The sequence below is a fragment of the Bacillus sp. USDA818B3_A genome (genome assembly GCF_009928415.1).
Lineage (GTDB): Bacteria > Bacillota > Bacilli > Bacillales > Cytobacillaceae > Neobacillus.
Map to the genome: position 1 here is coordinate 1 of NZ_JAABNN010000009.1, position 18,623 is coordinate 18,623.

The 18,623-nt window shown below is 41.6% G+C and carries 6 protein-coding genes and 1 pseudogene; 1 reads left to right on the forward strand and 6 read right to left on the reverse strand.

The window, feature by feature from the left end; translation table 11 throughout:
* The 5 genes and pseudogenes from GXK58_RS15650 to GXK58_RS15670 form a co-directional block, all read right to left on the reverse strand.
* A pseudogene (locus tag GXK58_RS15650) lies at nt 1–640 on the reverse strand (phospho-sugar mutase); the annotation flags it as partial.
* Nucleotides 641–1,105: 465 nt separating this feature from the next.
* Entirely contained in the window at nt 1,106–2,413 is a 1,308-nt protein-coding gene (locus tag GXK58_RS15655; protein WP_160724099.1) for a SpoIID/LytB domain-containing protein, read from the reverse strand.
* A 128-nt stretch (nt 2,414–2,541) separates the two neighbouring features.
* Entirely contained in the window at nt 2,542–4,842 is a 2,301-nt protein-coding gene (locus GXK58_RS15660) for a hypothetical protein (protein ID WP_160724100.1), read from the reverse strand.
* A gap of 183 nt (nt 4,843–5,025) precedes the next feature.
* A complete protein-coding gene (locus GXK58_RS15665; protein ID WP_160724101.1) occupies nt 5,026–7,182 on the reverse strand; it encodes a S8 family serine peptidase in 2,157 nt (718 codons plus the stop codon).
* A 214-nt stretch (nt 7,183–7,396) separates the two neighbouring features.
* Nucleotides 7,397–13,438 carry a DUF4350 domain-containing protein gene (locus GXK58_RS15670; protein WP_160724102.1) on the reverse strand — a complete coding sequence of 2,014 codons (6,042 nt, stop codon included), beginning with the start codon at nt 13,436–13,438 and terminating at the stop codon, nt 7,397–7,399.
* Between the two features lie 258 nt (nt 13,439–13,696).
* Between GXK58_RS15670 and GXK58_RS15675 the strand changes: the two genes are divergently transcribed.
* A complete protein-coding gene (locus tag GXK58_RS15675; protein ID WP_237389689.1) occupies nt 13,697–14,884 on the forward strand; it encodes a HupE/UreJ family protein in 1,188 nt (395 codons plus the stop codon).
* 579 nt (nt 14,885–15,463) lie between these two features.
* Here GXK58_RS15675 and GXK58_RS15680 read toward each other — a convergent pair.
* Nucleotides 15,464–18,400, reverse strand: a complete 2,937-nt coding sequence (locus tag GXK58_RS15680; RefSeq protein ID WP_160724103.1) for a S8 family serine peptidase — start codon at nt 18,398–18,400, stop codon at nt 15,464–15,466.
* Nucleotides 18,401–18,623: the final 223 nt, after the last annotated feature.

Below are 18,623 nucleotides of genomic sequence, written 5' to 3' on the forward strand. Positions count from 1 at the left end.
TTTCAATATAAACCTGATCGATTTCAGCACCAATCGTTTTGATTAGACCTGCATTACGTAATTCTTGCTCACTTTTAACTTCGATGAGCAATTCATTTTCAATTTCATTAACCTTTGCAATCACAATATCAGCCGCTTCTGGCGGGAGCTGACCTCCGTCTGAACCGTATACTTTATAGCCGTTATATTCTGGCGGATTATGGCTGGCAGTCACAACAATTCCAGAAAAAGCATGTAAATGTCTTAATGCAAATGATAGTTCCGGTGTAGGCCGTAATTCATCAAAAACGTATGTTTGAATCCCTTGGGATGCAAGTGTTTTTGCAGCCTCCATTGCAAATTCAGGAGATTTATGACGTGAATCATAGGCAATGACAACTCCGCGGTTCTTTGCTTCTTCTCCTTGTTCTTCTATGTAAGCAGCTAAACCTGCTGATGCCTTGCGTACGGTATAAAGGTTCATACGGTTTGTACCTGCGCCTATTTCCCCGCGCATTCCACCTGTGCCAAACTCTAGATTCTTATAAAATAATTCTTCAAGTTGCTTTTCATTTCCCTTTACTGCTTCTAATTCACTCTTTAACTCATTGTCTAACTCTTCAAATTCAATCCAACTTTTCGCTATTACTTTCCATTCCATAGATGTTTGCCCTCCAATTTCAGTTCCTACATTTTTTCTAAATTTAGACTGGTTATTACTCTGCAATAACTAAATTAAAACACAAAATTTTCATAGAGTGGCTGAAGTTATCCCATATTTAATAACTCATAAATGATAACATCAATTCATTGGGGAATAAAGGTAAGTAGAAACAAAAGTGTAAGCATCTTGAAAAGGGGTGACTAAGGAATTCCCCGAATCTTATACCAATTCATAGAACTCTTACAAGCCAACTTTTTTTCTTCTGTAATATGACCCTTTACTATTTCTTTGAAAATCGAAAACCATCTTTGGTAACCTTCTTTCATTTACATTTCTTACGGCCATTATAGAACCCAAAAAGAATAATAAATCTAAATAAGCCTCCATGCTGTGATTGCAGAAGACTTATTTAGAGTATTATTCTAGTAGTACCAAAATTACTAGTATCCAAAGCAATGACAGTTAGTAATTCGCCTTTGTTTCATATACCTTAGAAATCACTGTATGCGGATAATAGAAGACCAAGATACTTTTGTACTTAAAGCCGGCATTCGCACGATTATTAGCCCCATGCTGGCTCATACCAACCCCATGACCATTACCTGATCCTGAAATTGTATAGGTTGTAGTGGTTTGGGACTGTTTAGAAATTAACGTACTTGGTATCACGTTTCTTCCTATTATATTACGTACTTTATCCGCGATTACACGAGTATAGCTAATCGTTTGTAGCTGTAGCTTTCCAGTGGAATCGACTTTTCCCTTTACATAAAATTGGAACTGTATATCTCCCCTTGTGACCCGGCCGCTTGTCGTCTTATCGTAGAAGGTCAATTTAGGGATGCTGACAATCTTAATTTGTTTATTACTATAACCATTCTGGGACAGCCACGTTTTAATATTTTTAGAGACGGTTTGGTCCGCTTCAAATGTCTTATCCCACCAATTTGCTGGTTTACGAAGATCTAATCCAGTAGTTTTGATTTGCTGCTTATGTATAACCGGATTCCATTTGATTTTTGTATCATAACTGTCTCTTTTGACCGGAAAATATGGTAGTGCCGGGGATCCAAATTCATTGTAATTGCTCTCCGTCATTCCTCCATTAGAAGCAGAAAATAGCGTATCAATGACTTTTCCATTATACGTAATAATTTGACCTGCTGTTTCCTGGGTTGCAGCTGTGGAATTAGAATGAAGTCTAGCCGTTCCATCGTAAAACTGAAAGGCAGCTGTATCGTCAATCACCCTGTTTATACGGTAATAAGCGTAAGACCTTGCCGCAACCGCCTGTGATTTTAATGCTTCCCTATTCCATGAGGCATACATTTCGGATGGTACCACACATTTCAGATAATCCTCTAAAAAAATGGTATTAATCACACTCACATAACGTCCACTCTTGACTGTGAAATTGAAATTCCCTAAGTATGTATTGTTATTTAATGTGGCGGTATCTTTTCGGCTGCTCGTTTTTATTGATATAGTGGATCCTAATGCAAGCCTTGTCGTTCCATAATATAAGCCTATGTATTTCTTGTTACTTTGGGTGACCACCTTCAAAGTATACGTTTTTCCGGTGCTTAAACGGGTGGTTGTCCCATTTAGGGAGTAAGTTCCTGTAACCTTTAGAGAAATACTCGTTTTGTTTTCAAGATAGTTTAATAGTTCTACTCTCACCTGAGGTTCTTGTGCGGCCGCCATCCCCCGATTAGGCACCGTTCCTAACCACATAAAGAGAATAACTGCAAAAATGAATAGCTTTTTCATTGGCAGCTCCTTTCCTATACATCAAAACGTTTTCACATTCTATATTTTACCATAATAATAGGATAAAAGATTCGGAATTTTAAAAAACAGCCACCTGTTTTTCAGGTGGCTGTCGATGAATTTTGGTCTTATTCCGCCTTATAACTTACCTTTGTTTTTACACTTGGTAACATTCCGGTACGGGTCAATGTTACATATACATTACCTGCTGCAGTTCCAAGTTGAGTGACTGAAACAATTGCTTTCGTGCTTGAAGCTGTAGCAGCGGCAATTTGTTTGCCTGATGCATTAAATACAGAGATTTTATCACCGATCTTAATCGACGATATTGTTATTGTATCTGCTTTGCCTTTATTATTGACTACAACAATCTGACTGGCAGAGAGTGCGTTGGTCTGCTCACCAACAAAGGAAATCGTTGTCTTACCGCTTTCTGTCATTCCAGCTCTTGTTATGGCTACATACACTTTTCCAGCTATTTGTCCAAGCTGTGTAAAGGCAATCACAGCCTGCCCCGCTTCAGCTGGCATGGAAACTCCGATTAATTTGCCGCTGGTATTGTATACTTTTACAACGTCACCATTACCCAGGCTGCTAATTGTCATAACGTCGGCTTTGCCTTTATTGTTTTCTATTTTAACCTGACTTGTTACAAGGGGATTAGACTGTTCGCCGATAAATTCAACCGCTGTTCTAGCACTTTCCCTCCATCCAGCCTTTGTTACAGTTACATAGATTTTCCCCGACTTTTGCCCAACTTGGGTCACACTCATGACTGCCACTCCAGTGGATGATGCAGTGCCGGACTTTAGTAATGTGCCGCCACTTGATGCATTGTAAACTTTCACCACATCTCCCGTTCCAAGGCCGTTAACAGTAATAATATCGGATGTACCTTTATTATTTTTTACCGTCACTTGCCCTGGTGCAAGCATCGGTGTGGTCGTCCATATGCCAAATTCGTATGGGTAATCCACTGCATTATTATAATTAACTATCTTAAAGTAGTATTTCCCCGGTGCTAATGTGTAGGTTCTCTCTTCATTCCCAGTTACTGTCGATCCATAGGCTGTATTGAAATATCCAATGTAAGAGCCGTTTTCATTATATAGATAGGCATACCAGCTGACTCCCGGCTTTCTCGGTATAGATACTCGTACCTGTTGTGTCTTTGCCACACTGAAGCTATAGTAGTCATCATCGTAAGTATTTTGAAGCGTACCTTTATATACTGCATTTAACACAACAGGAGTAGCTGTTTCGAATTTGTTATTTAACTCTTTTTCAAAATAGTTTCCGGCATTGTATTTTACCTGGAACTGATATTGAAGATCCTCAGAGGACGATTGATTCTCGATCTTGACAATATAGGTCCCTTTTGGCAAGCCGATTTGTTTTTCTTCATAGCCGGATGCTAGGGGACCATAGGCGGTGGTAAATGATTTATACGGATTACCGCCATCAATGTTATAAAGATTCACGTACCAGCTTGCTTTTGTATTACGTTTCATCGAGAGCGTTACATTCCCGTCGTTTGGCATCGTGAAAACATAGTAATCATCATCGTAGTAATCATTGATTACCCCGTAACAGCTTTTATTTACTTGAATCAGATTTGCAGTTTCAAATGAATCGTTTTGCTCCTTCTCATATTGACTTCCGGCCGTAAATTTAACTTGGAAGTCATACATAATGTCTTGTGAAGAGGTACTGTTATCCACCTTAATAATATAGGTCCCCTTCGGCAGTCCGTACTGACGTTCTTCATAGCCCGCAGCGGTTGTGCCGTAAGCCGTCTTATAATATTGATTTTCATTTAAATCATCATAATATAGAGTGACCCCCCAGCTGGCCTTTTGATTTCGCCTCATTGAAATCGTAACATTACCATCCGCTGGTGTTGTGAAGATATAATAATCATAGTCATAATCTGACTGAATCGCACCTTTATAAGTGGTGTTCAGCAAGATAGGGTTCGCAGTTTCTTGCGTATTATTTTTCTCTTTTTCGTATCCACTTCCTGCGGTATATTTCACCTGAAATTTATATGGTGCAGTAGATCCGTTATAATTACTCGATACTCTCACAATGTATGTACCTTTGGGAAGCCCCACTTGTCTTTCCTCATAGCCAGTGACGGTTGTTCCATATGCAGTGGAAAATGATTCGATTGTACTTCCATTTGTATCCGATAAAACCGTATACCAGCTGCTTTTGGTATTTCGCAACATAGACAACGTGACGACTCCATCACTTTTCAGTGTAAAGGTGTAATATTTCTCATAACTACCTTGTAGTGTACCATCGTATAACTTGTTGACACTAATCGGCACCGCTGTTTCACCATATGCGAGCGCAGGCTTTGCCATTATGAAGTTCCCTGCAAGTAGCAAAAGAACGGCAATGGCTGAAATAATTTTTCTCTTCATTAGCAAAAAAGTCCCCCATTTCTTACATAATATGTATTCAAAGTATGATTTTACTCTATTATTCTATCTTTTTAAATACATATAATTATAGGTATAATTTCCTGTTTTATGATTCTTAGCGTGATAAATAAACAAACCGGGCAAAAACGAGCCCGGTTTGTCACTCTCTCCACATTTTATACATTACTTTACAACAATTGTATCGAGGTTGATTGCGGTTGCAGACTTTTTCACGCCTGTCGCAGATTTACCAGTCCATTCAATCGTTAGTACGTGTTTCCCTGTTTTAAGACCTGTTTTTGTAAAATATGTTTGCTTGTAAAGAGTGCTTGCGGAATACAAGCTGACTTGAGTACTTACCCCGTCTAGGGTTATCTTTACATATCCTTGACTTGCGGACTTCAGACCTTTTATCGTTATGGATGTTCCATTAAAGATAAACTCAGCCCTAGTTCCCGCAGTATTAGTCGAGGCATAGGATCCACCAGAAACATTCGTATTGGATACCGTACTCCATGAAGGGGTGTATCCAATTTGCTTGGCCGTATTTTCATAGGTTCCGGCACCGGCAACTGGATCTGTTTTAACCGTCGCTGTATAGCTTCCTGCTCCCTTATAGGCGTAAACATCTAAATAAAATTTGCCAGTAGCTGTGGCCGTGTACGTAAAGGTTTCGCTTGAGGTGGCTGCCTTTTCAGAATAGGCGACAATGTTTGCACTGCTTTTCACCGTTGTCGCACTGCTATTATAGAGGTAGATGTCAAAATCCGTACCTGTTACTCCGGTCAAGGTTACCGTGATTTTTTGACCCTTCGTTAGATTAAGCGCGTAAACATCGTCCAAGTCTGTGGTAGCGCTTAGCGTATTGGTTACGCTTGTGCCAGGGAAGGCAATGCCAGGTATGTCATTATCCGACACAACCACAAGCCCCTTGTCTGCTCTTGCCATGCTGCCTGTTGTCATCTTCCCTGTTAATGAAGAAAGAGCGGTTGCCTTTTTCAAAATCTGATCCTTAATTAACGCTGGGGTATAGGTTGGATACTTGCTCAGGATTAATGCTGCTTCCCCAGTGACATGTGGTGTCGCCATAGAAGTACCATTGTAGTAATCATACGCATAGGTATAACTTCCGAACCACGCTGGTACTGTACTTACGATATTTACACCTGGGGCAGCAATATCAACAGTTTTTGCCCCATAGTTGGAAAAATCGGCTAGATTACCGGTGTTATCAATCGCTGCCACGGATATAATGTTAGCCAAGTCATAGTTTGATGGATAGTGTGGTGTCGTATCATTATTTGTTCCATCATTTCCTGCAGCTGCTAAGAACAGGGAGTTTGAGTTCTTAATCGCGTCATATAAAGCTTGGCTGAAGGCCCCACCACCCCAAGAATTATTGGTGATTTTTACCCCTTTTGCCTTCGCATAATTGACGGCTAGAATTGCATCAGATGTATATCCGCCCTCAGGGCCAAGGAATTTGAGCGGCATGATTTTTACATTTGGGGCAAGCCCAATGACACCGATGGTATTGGGTGTTCCGGCTATGGTTCCTGAAACGTGGGTACCATGCTCATCTCCATCGGCTGCATCATAAACGGTGTTATCCTTATTATAGAAGTCCCAACCATTGACATCATCTATATATCCGTTCTTATCATTGTCAATCTTGTCTCCTGCGATCTCCCCAGTGTTTTTCCAAATTTGTGCTTTTAGATCAGGGTGGTTAATGTCTACCCCAGTATCTATGACACCGATGACTACAGTTGAGCTTCCTTTTGTGATCGCCCATGCGCCTTCCGCACCCATATCAATTCCAGCTTTTCCGGTTATACCGAAAATGCTCTGACCCGTGTTCTTCATTCCCCATAAGTCTGGCCAATATTCATCAGTAGGGGCAGCATCTGGCTTAATGAGATAGTTTGGCTCTGCATAGTCAACTAGAGGGGAATCATTTAATGATTTTAGGACCTGGTCTATTGGTATATTCGTGTTGAAGTTTAAGAGTTTTGTATTGTTATTGTGGTTTAAAATCTGCTGTGTCTTTAAGCCAAGTTTGGTTGATAATGCTCCCAAACTCTCAGTGGTATAGGCATTTTTAAACTTGACGATGACTTCCCCTTTTTTATGTGCTTTAGCCGCGTTGTTTTTATATGTTGCGGTTGCTTTTTTACTCTGTGCACTTTTTGCAGGGATTTGAACTACGTTGTTAAATACTTGGGATGCCTTTTTTACATTATGGGTTCCGCCATCTGCCTGATTGCCTGCGGCAAAGGCAGGGATGCTAGAAAAGATCATCCCCAAACTTACTAGTAATGCCGTCGTCTTTTTCCTCATACCATTTCTCCCTCCGGAATGTAGTATGTATAAACCATACGAGTCTAATATACTAGGGTGTTTCGTCCCATATTCCTAGGTTAAAAAATAAATATTTTTAGCAGAAAGACGGTTCTTTTGCTTGCATCGACAGCACTATAAATAGACCTCATAGACCCAAAATAAAAAAAGGTGGAAAGAGCATTGAATTGCTCTTTCCACCTTCAGTTAGTTATTATTTATTACGTTTACCTGCTTCGACTTCAAAACTCATTTTCGCGCTGGCTTCAGGATTATATCCGAATATAGCGGGATTATACTTATCCCTTGCTTCCACGGTAATCGTGTAAGTACCAGGAGTTTTTGCTGTCCATTTCAATGTATTGCTGTCCCCATAAGCCTGCGAGAAGATGACATCTCCCTTTTTATCGATAATATAGAAACGATAGACAGGAGTTCTGCTTCCTTCGGATGCAGCCTTAAATTGAATTTGTTCTTTAAATGCCTGTGTACCAGGTTTAACTGTTGTAACAGATACCTTTGTTACTTTTTCATCTGTAACAGTGATGGTTGTTGCTGGACTAGTGTTTCCAGCAGCATCAGTTGCTGTAATAGAGATGGTTGAACCAGCTGGTAGTTTTTTAATAGCAATGCTATAGTTGCCATCATTATCAGCTGTTGCTTTAAATTCTTCTTCGTTTACTGTTGCTACTAGATTTGCATTTGCTTCTGTATCACCAGTAATCACCACGTCATTGTCGTTCACTGGATTAACATTTGGTGCAATCGGTGCTGTAGCATCACTAACTGTAACTTCCGTTGCCGCACTAGGGTTGCCTGACGTATCGGCAGCCGATACAGCGATTTTTGTTCCAGCTGTTTGCTTTTCAATCGAGATTGTAAATTGACCATCTTCGCCTGCAGTTGCCGTACCAATTACGGTGCTATCAATCTTTGCTTCCACTTTCGCATTAGCTTCGGTTTTCCCTGTAATCGTCACATCTTGGTCTGTTACTCCATTTACAGCTGGTGCTTCTGGAGCGGTTTTGTCATGACCAATTAATTCTTTCGTATCTCTTACACGGATCCGCGTTCCTTGGGCGAATGAACCAGAAAGGCCGACTGCTTCTAGGGTGTCCCCAATGTTCAGAACTGGTACTGGCCCGCTCTGGTTGACGATGTATCCGTCCGTAAAGACTAATACTTCACCGGAACCATCATTGATGACATAGGAATTTTCATCAAACTTTGATTTTACAGTTCCTATAACCTTGACCAGTTGCCCTTGATTTTCAACAGATGTTGCCTCACCCGTAGCTACTTCCTTCGGTTGGAGCGGTTCCCCTGAACCAATTTTAATCACATCATCAGCAAAGCTTGTAAACTCTAATTCTTTGTTACTTTCAAATGTCTTGATATGTCCATAAACACGGACTTTGTCGCCTGGTTTCAATGAGTCTTCAGCGACTTCCTGGAAGGCCATGATACCGCCTGTTTCATCCTGCAAGTAGAACGAATCAAAGAATACGCCTGCTCCAGTTGTAACCGTTCCTTCTACGACTACCTCTGTACCATCTTCATGTGTGCGGGCATCAGCAATTTTTGATACTTCCGTTTCACGATCAGCCAGCCAGTTGACAGCATTCAAGATTAATTCATCGTTGCCTTTTGGCTCATATGATTCATCCATCTGCTTGTCATTGAAAATATTCATACCGGAAACAATAATACGTCCATCGGTGCCGATTTCTTCAGAGGCAATTAACGGGATCGCTGAACCGCCTGTTTCATCAGAAACGGCATCATAGGTGTATCCGCCTTTGATATTTCCTTGATAAGTGGTTTCATTTCCTTTTGCAAGGATTGTTACTTTACCACCGTCTGTTAATGGTTGATTATTCGCTCCAGACAAACTTGTTCCGCTGTAATAATCAATAAATGAGACGCGGTCGGTAATTAAGTTTGGTACTAATCCAGGATGTACTCTGACTGCATATGGGCTCACCGTCGGTTCACTCCAAAAGTTGCCGCTCTTGCTTAAGTCAAAGACACCGTCGTTGCCCATGCGAATGGTCGAACCAATCTGGTCAAGCAGGTCGTTGTTAACCGTAGGGTCGGTGCTGTTATTACTCTTACCGGCCATTAACAAGGCCCCGCCATTTTTTACAAACTTCGCCACGGCTGCATCTTCTGCTGCAGTGAGGGCTGTTCTAGTATGGGTGAGTACAAGTACCTTTACATTGGCTAAGACTTCATCTGTAAGGGCTGCTTTATTTTCCGTAACGGTGTATCCTTCTTTTTGAAGCATCTGGGTAAATGATTTTAAATTATCCTTATACGTTCCGCTGTCCCCTGAGGTGTTTTCATTACCGTGTGCGGCATCGATTAACACCTTTAATCCTAGCGGCTGTTTAATGTTTACTGACAATTCATATTTCACATCACCAATATCAAGCCCATCAAGTGAAGTGACAACCGCAATGATTTTGTGTTCTCCGATTGATGGATTTGCCCATGTCGCAGATGCGGCTGCGGAGCTCTTTGTTAAAATCGATGAGATGGGTCTTGTGCCAATTAGATTTCCTTCTTTTACTTCATCATAGTAGAAATCTACTTTTAAGTTTTTAACGACTTGCGTACCGTTGTTTGCAACGGTTGCTTTTAATGTTGCAGGGTTGCCGCCAATGATGACTTCGCCGTCGATATCAATGCTGTTTACTTTGACATCCACTGGTTCTTCTTTTGACCAGATTGGCGAAGAATAGATTCGCTCGCCATCTTTCTGCGTTACTTTTACAACAAACCATTGCTGGCCGCCGGTAACGGTATAAGTTGGCTCCCAAGTGAACTCTTTTTCATTTGGCGAGATAGAATCTACTACCTTACCGCCATTTGTAATTAATTCTACTTTTTCGATTGTGTCATTAGATTGGTAGCTTGTTGGCAGATAGTTATAATCCGTGTCGTTATGAGCTTCTGCTACAAAGTCGCTTCCCTTAATTTTGAAGTTAAGGGTTTTGCTGTCGACCGTTGAACCCATATAATAGCCGTTCGCTAATACATCTAACGTGAAGTTCGGGTCTTCTTCCATGTAGACGCGCATGTTACGCATCGAGTGAAGAAGGGATGCTTGAGTTAAATCGTCCGCAACGATAACCGTACGGGCATTAACTTGTCCCCATGTTCCTTCATGGTTGTCTTCCCCATAGGTTGGAGCGACGTGCCAGCCTAGATCAAGAGCAGAGTAGAATTTTGTTTCGGCGTTGGCATAGCCATAGTGGCCGGAACCATTTCCTACTTCTAACATTGTAAATAGTTTATCCACATTGGCATCATAAGGCTTAAAGTTGTTGAATGCATTTGCCGACATATCCGGATGGTTGAATTGACCAACGATATCGTCGTATGTCATGACCCATGCATAGTACTGGCTCAAGTCTTGGTATTGCTTGCCGTTAATGTTTCGGTCGATGAAGTTATCTGATCCGAAAATATTCGAGTGTCCCCATGTCGTAGATGTCATTTCAAATGCTGGGAATACTACATAGTCATCGGTGGTATATTGTTTTGCTAAATCCTTTGTTAGCTGCCAATCTTCTCCGCCTTTACGTTCCGGTACAGCCTTACCATCTGCAGTTGTACGCTCGACGGTGTCTGATCCCAACTTTTCAGGGTCAATGTCGTGTGAGTGGTCAGAGAATGCAAACCAATCATAGTTATAGTACTTACCTGCTTTTAACGCATCTTCAGGCGTTCCTGCTCCGTCATGAGAAATGTTTGTATGGTTGTGCGTTGTACCGCGGTAGTGATTACCGCCGGTAAAACGAGGTACTACTTCAAAGGACCATGTTTTTTCTGATAGGTTGCCTTTTGAGTCTTCTGCTACAACCTTTACGATATGTGTTCCAAGTTCAAGGTCTTCTTTAGGTGTGTATTTTACCTGTGTTCTGCTGATCGTTGCGTCTGGTGCCATCAATTCTTTGCTATCCAGCCACATTTGAACGGTTGTTTCATCGACACCGCTTGGATCGTCAATTAACGCTGTAATTTCAGGTGTTGGACTTTCCACCTTAGTTGTATCTTGCGGTGTCATACCTGTAATCTCTGGACCTTCTGTGTCCTCGACTAATTTGACAGGATATGGGTCAGCACTTGTGCCAGCTGTTTGTACTTGTGATCCTGCTTTTGCTTCGATGTAATACTCAAACCCATTTTGTGGTACATCTGTCGCTTGTAAGGTAACGGTATAACGTCCTTCACTGCCTTTAGCCATTGGTAATGCCGAGTACTCTGTTGTACCCGTTGCCCGGTAGTAGACTTTAACCGATTCTGCTCCATCGGCATTGGCTTCGAATTCTACATTTGCCTCTCTATATACTTCTGTAATCGCTGTGTGGGTAATACCCAGGATTGGCGCAATATCACTTACTGCACGCGGATAGACTTGATATCCAGATGTTAGCTGTGTTTTGTTTGTTGTATATTGACCAAGTACGCCAGTCACTGTATAGCTTTTCCCAACGACTAAATCATTATCTGGGACAATTCCTGTAGGGCTCATTACCCTTAAGGTGGTTGCCTTGTTGTTTTCATCGATAAAGGTAACGTTATAGTTTGGCGGTGTGCTTGCTACCGCTGAAACTTTACCTGTAACGGTTACAAGACTTCCTTCCAGCGGTTCTGCTGTTGCGAAGGTGGTTGAGTCTAAGATGGATAATGTTTTAGCTTCAGGAACTGGATTCCCTTCGCTTATTTTTTCAATCGAAGTTGGTTCGAATTCGGTTAAGCCGTTATACACAAGGACTTTACCAGTTACTCGTAACTTGTCCCCCTTTAGTACATTAAAAGGAGTATCTAATGACGTACTAAAGATATTGATTCCAGCTGTGTCATCTTGAAGGTAGAAGTTTTGCTTCTGTGTTCCAAGGATCTGGTTATCGACTGTGGCTACCCCTTCAATCGTAAAATATTTATCTAGATTTGCAGGCTTGCCATTTGAATCGTAAGAACGGACTTCTTTTAGTTTTGTTACCTGGGAAGTGTCTGCTTTTGTTACGGAAACTAGGTTGCTTTCGAGCATGATTCCTTTTGCAGAACTTGTTGTTTGTGTGACAGATACCGTATTTGGAGCGTTGTTGATGGTTAAGCTGAACTCTCCCTGTGTACCTGCTTTGATTTCTTCTGTATTTAATTTCGTTTGATCTGGCGCATACACATTGATGATGGCATTGGCAGAAGCCGCTCCTGCACTGCCGATTAATGTCCCGACGCCATTTGCTACTGCATAGCTTAACTTGGCGAATTGAACATCTGTACTCGCTGTGGCTGCATTAATCTGAATGACAGCACTTTCTGCTAACCCATTTTGTGTTGCAGCGACATAAACGGATGATGATGTTTCAACTGTTGGTAAGTTCACCACAAATGATCCGTCCTCTTGTGCTGTAGCTGTTCCAAGAGCAGTCCCTTTAGCTGCACTTGCGTATACGTTTACGGTTGAACCGGCTTCTACGGCTTCCGGTCCTCCGGTCACTTTTTGTGGTGTATATTGAATATTGGTTCCTTTTGGCTGCAAGCTGGTGACAGGCACCATTGGAGCTTCTGTTGGGCTTGCTGTGTTTCTAGGAACTGGTGTAGCTGTTGCAAAATCGGCTGCGTTATCGTCTGTATCCCAGGCGTTACCTTTGCCTGGTGCAGGGTCAACATTTGCGTATGGTCTGCGCTGAGCGCTTTTTGAAGAAGATAGGGTACCTGTAGGTCCAGTTGAACCTTCAAAACCGACTGTCCCAGATCCATATCCAACAAAATCAATGAAACCTGTTGGAGTTTGTTCAGTTTGTACAGTAGTAGAATTAACTAAAACGACTTTACCAGAACCCGCTGCCATAGCAACAGTTCCTGTTTTGTCAGCTGCCGGTAAAGGTTTGTCAGTTACCGAAGTACCTGCTGCCTCTTGAATTAGGTAATATCCATGAGATTTAATGGTCCCGTCTAGAGTAGTAACACCCCACAATTTACCTGTAGAGCTTGCGTATTGAACTGACCAGCCATCCAAAGAAACATCACGATCAGTTGGATTGTACAATTCAATGAAATCATTTGTATAAGTGGCCCCGCTGTTACCTCCTCCACCATAAACTTGAGAGATAACTACATGATCAGCCTGCTCCGCATGGGCCCTGCCTATAAAACTGCTCGGCAAAAATGTACTGATCGATAGAAGTGCTGCCATGGACGCGCTCGTCCAACGCTTAAACTTCCTATTCTTCCCCTTCATTCATACTCCACCCTTTTATATATTTTTCGACAAAAAACAGACCGAATGATCCCTTCTTTCTGAATAATTTCAATTACACTACTATTCTACAAAATTTTAAATTTAAATGATATAAAGTTTGTCAGATTTGTGAACAGAATTTATTTCCATGTGTACAAGCTGTATTAAAATATGATTATATAGAAATAGAACTAGAATAACTCCCAATCAATTTCCATTAATAAAGTTATTTAAATATAGTGTAATAGGAGGAATACCGTGGCTAACTTTTTCGACAAAAATCGATTGTTCTTTCCTCTCCTTCTGGCCTGCTTATCTATTCTATTTGTTGGAATCTCGATTCCTTCTAAAGCATCTGCCCATGCGTACAGTGCCAGTTATACAAAGATAACAATCGATGGTAAACAGACGGAAGTCGTTTTTACTCTTGATACATTATCCATCCTTGAATTAATACCCGATATTGATGCTAATAAAAACTATGTCCTAGAAAAGTCCGAGATCAACAAAAATAAGCATCACTTGGAAGAGTTAATTGAGGAGGGGCTGACCCTTGATAAAGGGAACGAAGAACAAACTCCTACTATTGAAAATATGAAACTAGTCAAAAAGGAGAATAAAGAATTCTTATCCACTTATATGACGTTCCCAGCCTTTTCACCTGGGGATACAATAAACTATAACGATGGATTCTATTTTCATGACACAGGGACGAATTATGTTGACTTGATCACCGCATCGATTTATGGAGAGTCTAGTGAGGGGATTTTGCAAGGGAAAGAGCGTACTTGGACGGTCCTGGTGAACGAGGTTCAACAGGAACAAGGTCAGATCGTGCAGCCTGATACAGCGCAGGATCAGCCTGGGGAGCCGGCTGAGAAGCCTGTTGAGAAAAGTACTTCCGCTTCATGGTTTTCTTTTTTAAAACTGGGGATGCTTCATATCCTGACCGGTTATGATCATTTGCTGTTCCTGCTTGCCTTGCTGCTGCGGAAGCAAACCTTTAAACAGTATCTGGCTATTGTTACGTCGTTTACGATTGCGCATAGTATTACGCTTAGTCTTTCTGTGCTGGGATGGGTGACGCTTCCTTCGCGGTTTGTTGAGGCTGTGATTGCTTTTAGTATTTGTTATGTGGCGGCGGAGAATATTTTTAGAAAAGAGATTCGGTATCGCTGGAGCATCACGTTTTTGTTTGGTTTGATCCATGGCCTAGGGTTTGCGACGATTTTAAAAGAGATGGCGATTCCTAAGAGCCATCTGGCTGTAGCGCTGTTTAATTTTAATTTGGGGATTGAGGCGGTGCAGCTGACGATTGTGTTGGTGCTGCTGCCGTTGTTGGCTTATTTGTTTAAGCTTAAGCATTCTCGTAAAATTGTTACTTATGGTTCGTATGCGATTGTGGCGTTGGGAGCGATTTGGCTTTTTGAGCGGTTATTTTTATAAGTGGTCATAAAAAAACTGGAAGGGGATTCCTTTCAGTTTTTTTGTGTTTATCCTCCAGGGAAAACAGTAGGTAAGACATTTCCTCATCCCTTGAAGATTCTGGGTTTCTTTTCCTTCGACAGTTGAGAGGCTCCCTCATCCCCTGAAGCCTCTCGATTCCCTTCCCTTCGACCGATGAGATGCCTCCTCATCCCCTGAAGCTTCTCGATTTCCTTCCCTTCGACCGATGAGATAGCTCCTCACCCCCTGAAGCTTCTCGATTTCCTTCTCTTCGACCGATGAGATACCTCCTCATCCCCTGAAGCTTCTCGATTTCCTTCTCTTCGACCGATGAGATGCCTCCTCATCCCCTGAAGCTTCTCGATTTCCTTCTCTTCGACCGATGAGATGTCTCCTCATCCCCTGAAGCTTCTCGATTTCCTTCCCTTCGACAGTTGAGAGTCTCCTTTCCCCGTAGCTTCCCAGCTTCCTTTTCTATGACGCTTTATAATCGATACCCTACTTCCCTTAGTTACCGACCATATAACAAAAGCTGGCCCAAATGGTCTCACAAGACCTCTCGAGCCAGCTTCTTCATTTTTAATAACCAGTCGCCTCAAACGCATCAACCGTAATCATCGTTCCCGTAGAAGCAGTGGATTTTGTCCCTTTATTAACAATCTTCACCTTATGTGAGCCAAACGGCAAATTCGTTACACTATAAACCGGGACTTGGTACAAGATTGAGCTTGTATACATATTTACCGTCTTAACAAGCTTTCCATCCACATAAATATCCGCCATTCCCCGATTCGAACCAGTATGACTTAACAGCCTCATTCCTTTTCCCGTAAAGGTATATTCCACATAACTCCCCGCAGAAGTGGAGAATTTAGCTGTACCGCCAGAATGATTAGGAGAAGTATTCACACTCCATGTCCCTTTATAGGCAGCCGCTGCTGCAGTTTCTTCTGTTCGGTAACTAGCATATTTTTGACTCACCACAAAGGAGTCGACCGTAATGGAAGTACCAGAAGAGGCCGCAGCTTTTTCTCCTCTATTGACGATTTTAATCACATGAGAACCTTTTGATAGATTTGCCGCTTCATAGATGGCAGCCTTATACTTTGTTGTACTTGAGTAGAGGTCGACTGTTTTTACTAGTTTACCATCTACATAAATATCCGCTTTTCCTCGATTGCTTCCGGTGGAACCTAAGACCTTTACGCCTTCACCAGTAAATTTCAGTTCGGCCGCACTGCCCTTTGTTGAGGCCGTTTTTGCCGTACCCCCTGATAGACTTGCAGACGAGGCCGCTATCCAGCTTCCACTGTAAGAAACGGTTGCGTTATTTTCTTCAACCGTGACCGATTGTTTATTCGTTACGGTAAGCGAATCGACATTAATCGCCGTCGATGATTTACGTGCCAAGGAATTTTTTAATCCTGTCCATTCAATTTTAATCGTATGGGTACCCGGCTTGAGATCGACTTTTTCAAATACGGTTGTATTATACTTGGCCATACTTGAATATAGATCGACATTTTGTGCTGTGCCATCTAATGTAACTTTGGCAATTCCTTGTCCAGCATTTTTCAACGCATTATATTGAATGCCTGTCCCGTTGAAGACGAATTCGACACTTGATTTAGCTGCATTAATAGTTGAATAGGAACCATTAGATGCATACGCATTGGAAATCACATTCCAAGGTGCCGAAGAAACATAATTCAAGACTTCACTTTTATTATCATAGCTTCCGGCTGTTGCTCCGAGTGTGACAGATAAGGTATAAGTTCCTTTTCCTTTATAGGCGTACGTATCCAGGTAGAAAGTTCCTGCATATGGAGCAATAAAGCTCACACTTTCAGAAGATGTTCCCGCTTTTTCCGAGTATTTCAAGATTCCATCACTAGATTTCACGGTAGTGGCTTTGGAATCATATAAGTACAAGTCAAAGTCTGTGCCTGTTGCACCGGTCAGACTTGCGGTCAATTTCTCGCCTTTAGAGAGCTTCACTGCATAGACATCATCCACATCTGCAATCTGATCCAGACTATCGGAAACCTTTGTGCCGCTTAAAGAGGTACCTGGGATGTCATCATCTTTGCTATATCCTACGGATGTTCCGACATCCACTAAGCCGCCGCTAGCTACTTTCCCTGATAGGGTAGATAATTTTTTGGCGTTGTCCATCAGCGATTGTTTAATTTGAGCAGCCGTATAAGTTGGATGGCTCGCTAGAACAAGGGCAGCACTTCCCGTTACATGTGGTGTTGCCATCGACGTTCCGCTCATAAATTGATAGGCCGTACTATAGTTATTGGAATATCCATAAGGTGCTGTACTATAAATTTCCTCACCAGGGGCAGCGACATCTACCGTTGTTGCTCCATAGTTTGAAAAATAAGATCGATAGCCATCACTATCTATCGACGCAACCGCTAGAATGTTTGGAAGGTCATAGCTAGATGGATAGTTTGCTAGAACACTATAATCATTGTTGACTCCATCATTCCCTGCTGCTGCAACGAATAAGCCATGATAATTTTTAATGGCATCATACAGTGCTTGGCTATATTGGTCTGCTCCCCATGAATTATTCAATATTTTAATGCCCATTTTTTCTGCATACTGAATGGCCGCAATCGCATCAGAGGTATACCCTCCGTCCGGCCCTGCAAATTTCAGCGATACGATTTTAACATTGGGAGCAACACCCACCACGCCTACAGTATTTGCGGAAGCTCCAATCGTTCCTGCCACATGCGTGCCGTGCTCATCTCCATTCCTTTGATCATAAACGCTATTATCTCCATTATAAAAATCCCAGCCATTGATATCGTCGACATAGCCGTTATTATCGTTATCAATACCGTCCCCGGCTTTTTCTTTAGGATTTACCCAGATGTTATTTTTCAGATCCGGATGGTTAATATCAATTCCTTCATCAATGACCCCGACAACCACATTCGCACCAGTTGTCTTTTTCCATGCCGTTTCTACGTTAATATCCATGCCTGCTGTACCGTAATAGCCGTTCACATTTTGGCCGGTATTTTTTAGTCCCCATAATTTGCTGTAATAAGGATCACTTACGCTATTGACGGTTAATTTATAGTTTGGCTCCGCATAGACTACGTTTTTATCTTGTTTTAACTTAGCAATCGTTTGGGCGACTGATTGGCCCTTTTGGAGTTTATATAATTTAACTCCTGTTGTGCCGAAGTCCTTTGCCTTTTTGATGCTTAAGTTTTTTTCTAGTGCGCCTAAAACCTGTGTCTTTATGGTTGATTTGTACTTTACAAGAATCTCATCCTTCGAAATTTGCTTGGAGGATGCTGGAGCAGCTTTTTTTACTAGTAAGCCCTTCGAAGCTTTCTCTTTCTTAGGTACCTGGACAATATCGCTCACCTTGTTTGTACCTTTTTTTACGTTAACGGTATTTGTTCCATTTGCGCTTGCGCTTGCAAGAGGAACGGCACTAGTGACTAACACGCTCGATAAAATGAAACTAATTAACTTTCTACCTTTCACAGAGAATCCCCCTAAATGACTAAACAAATCAGCTATGTAGTCCGCCTATCTGATTATTCTTTTCTCAAATAATAAATCTATTATACTATATTTATGGTAATTTAGTGCCAATCTTCTAAACTATTATAAAAATTAACCCTCTTTATTTCTTCAAAATAATTTATTTTTTTTAATAAATTCCTCGTATTTCGTAATTTTTTGTCCCGAAATATTAGCAAACTAT

Excerpts from the sequence above, each read along its gene's own strand:
- GXK58_RS15665 (WP_160724101.1), bottom strand. The coding sequence starts at position 7,182 with ATGAGGAAAAAGACGACGGCATTACTAGTAAGTTTGGGGATGATCTTT.
- GXK58_RS15660 (WP_160724100.1), bottom strand. The coding sequence starts at position 4,842 with ATGAAGAGAAAAATTATTTCAGCCATTGCCGTTCTTTTGCTACTTGCA.
- GXK58_RS15655 (WP_160724099.1), bottom strand. The coding sequence starts at position 2,413 with ATGAAAAAGCTATTCATTTTTGCAGTTATTCTCTTTATGTGGTTAGGA.
- GXK58_RS15670 (WP_160724102.1), bottom strand. The coding sequence starts at position 13,438 with ATGAAGGGGAAGAATAGGAAGTTTAAGCGTTGGACGAGCGCGTCCATG.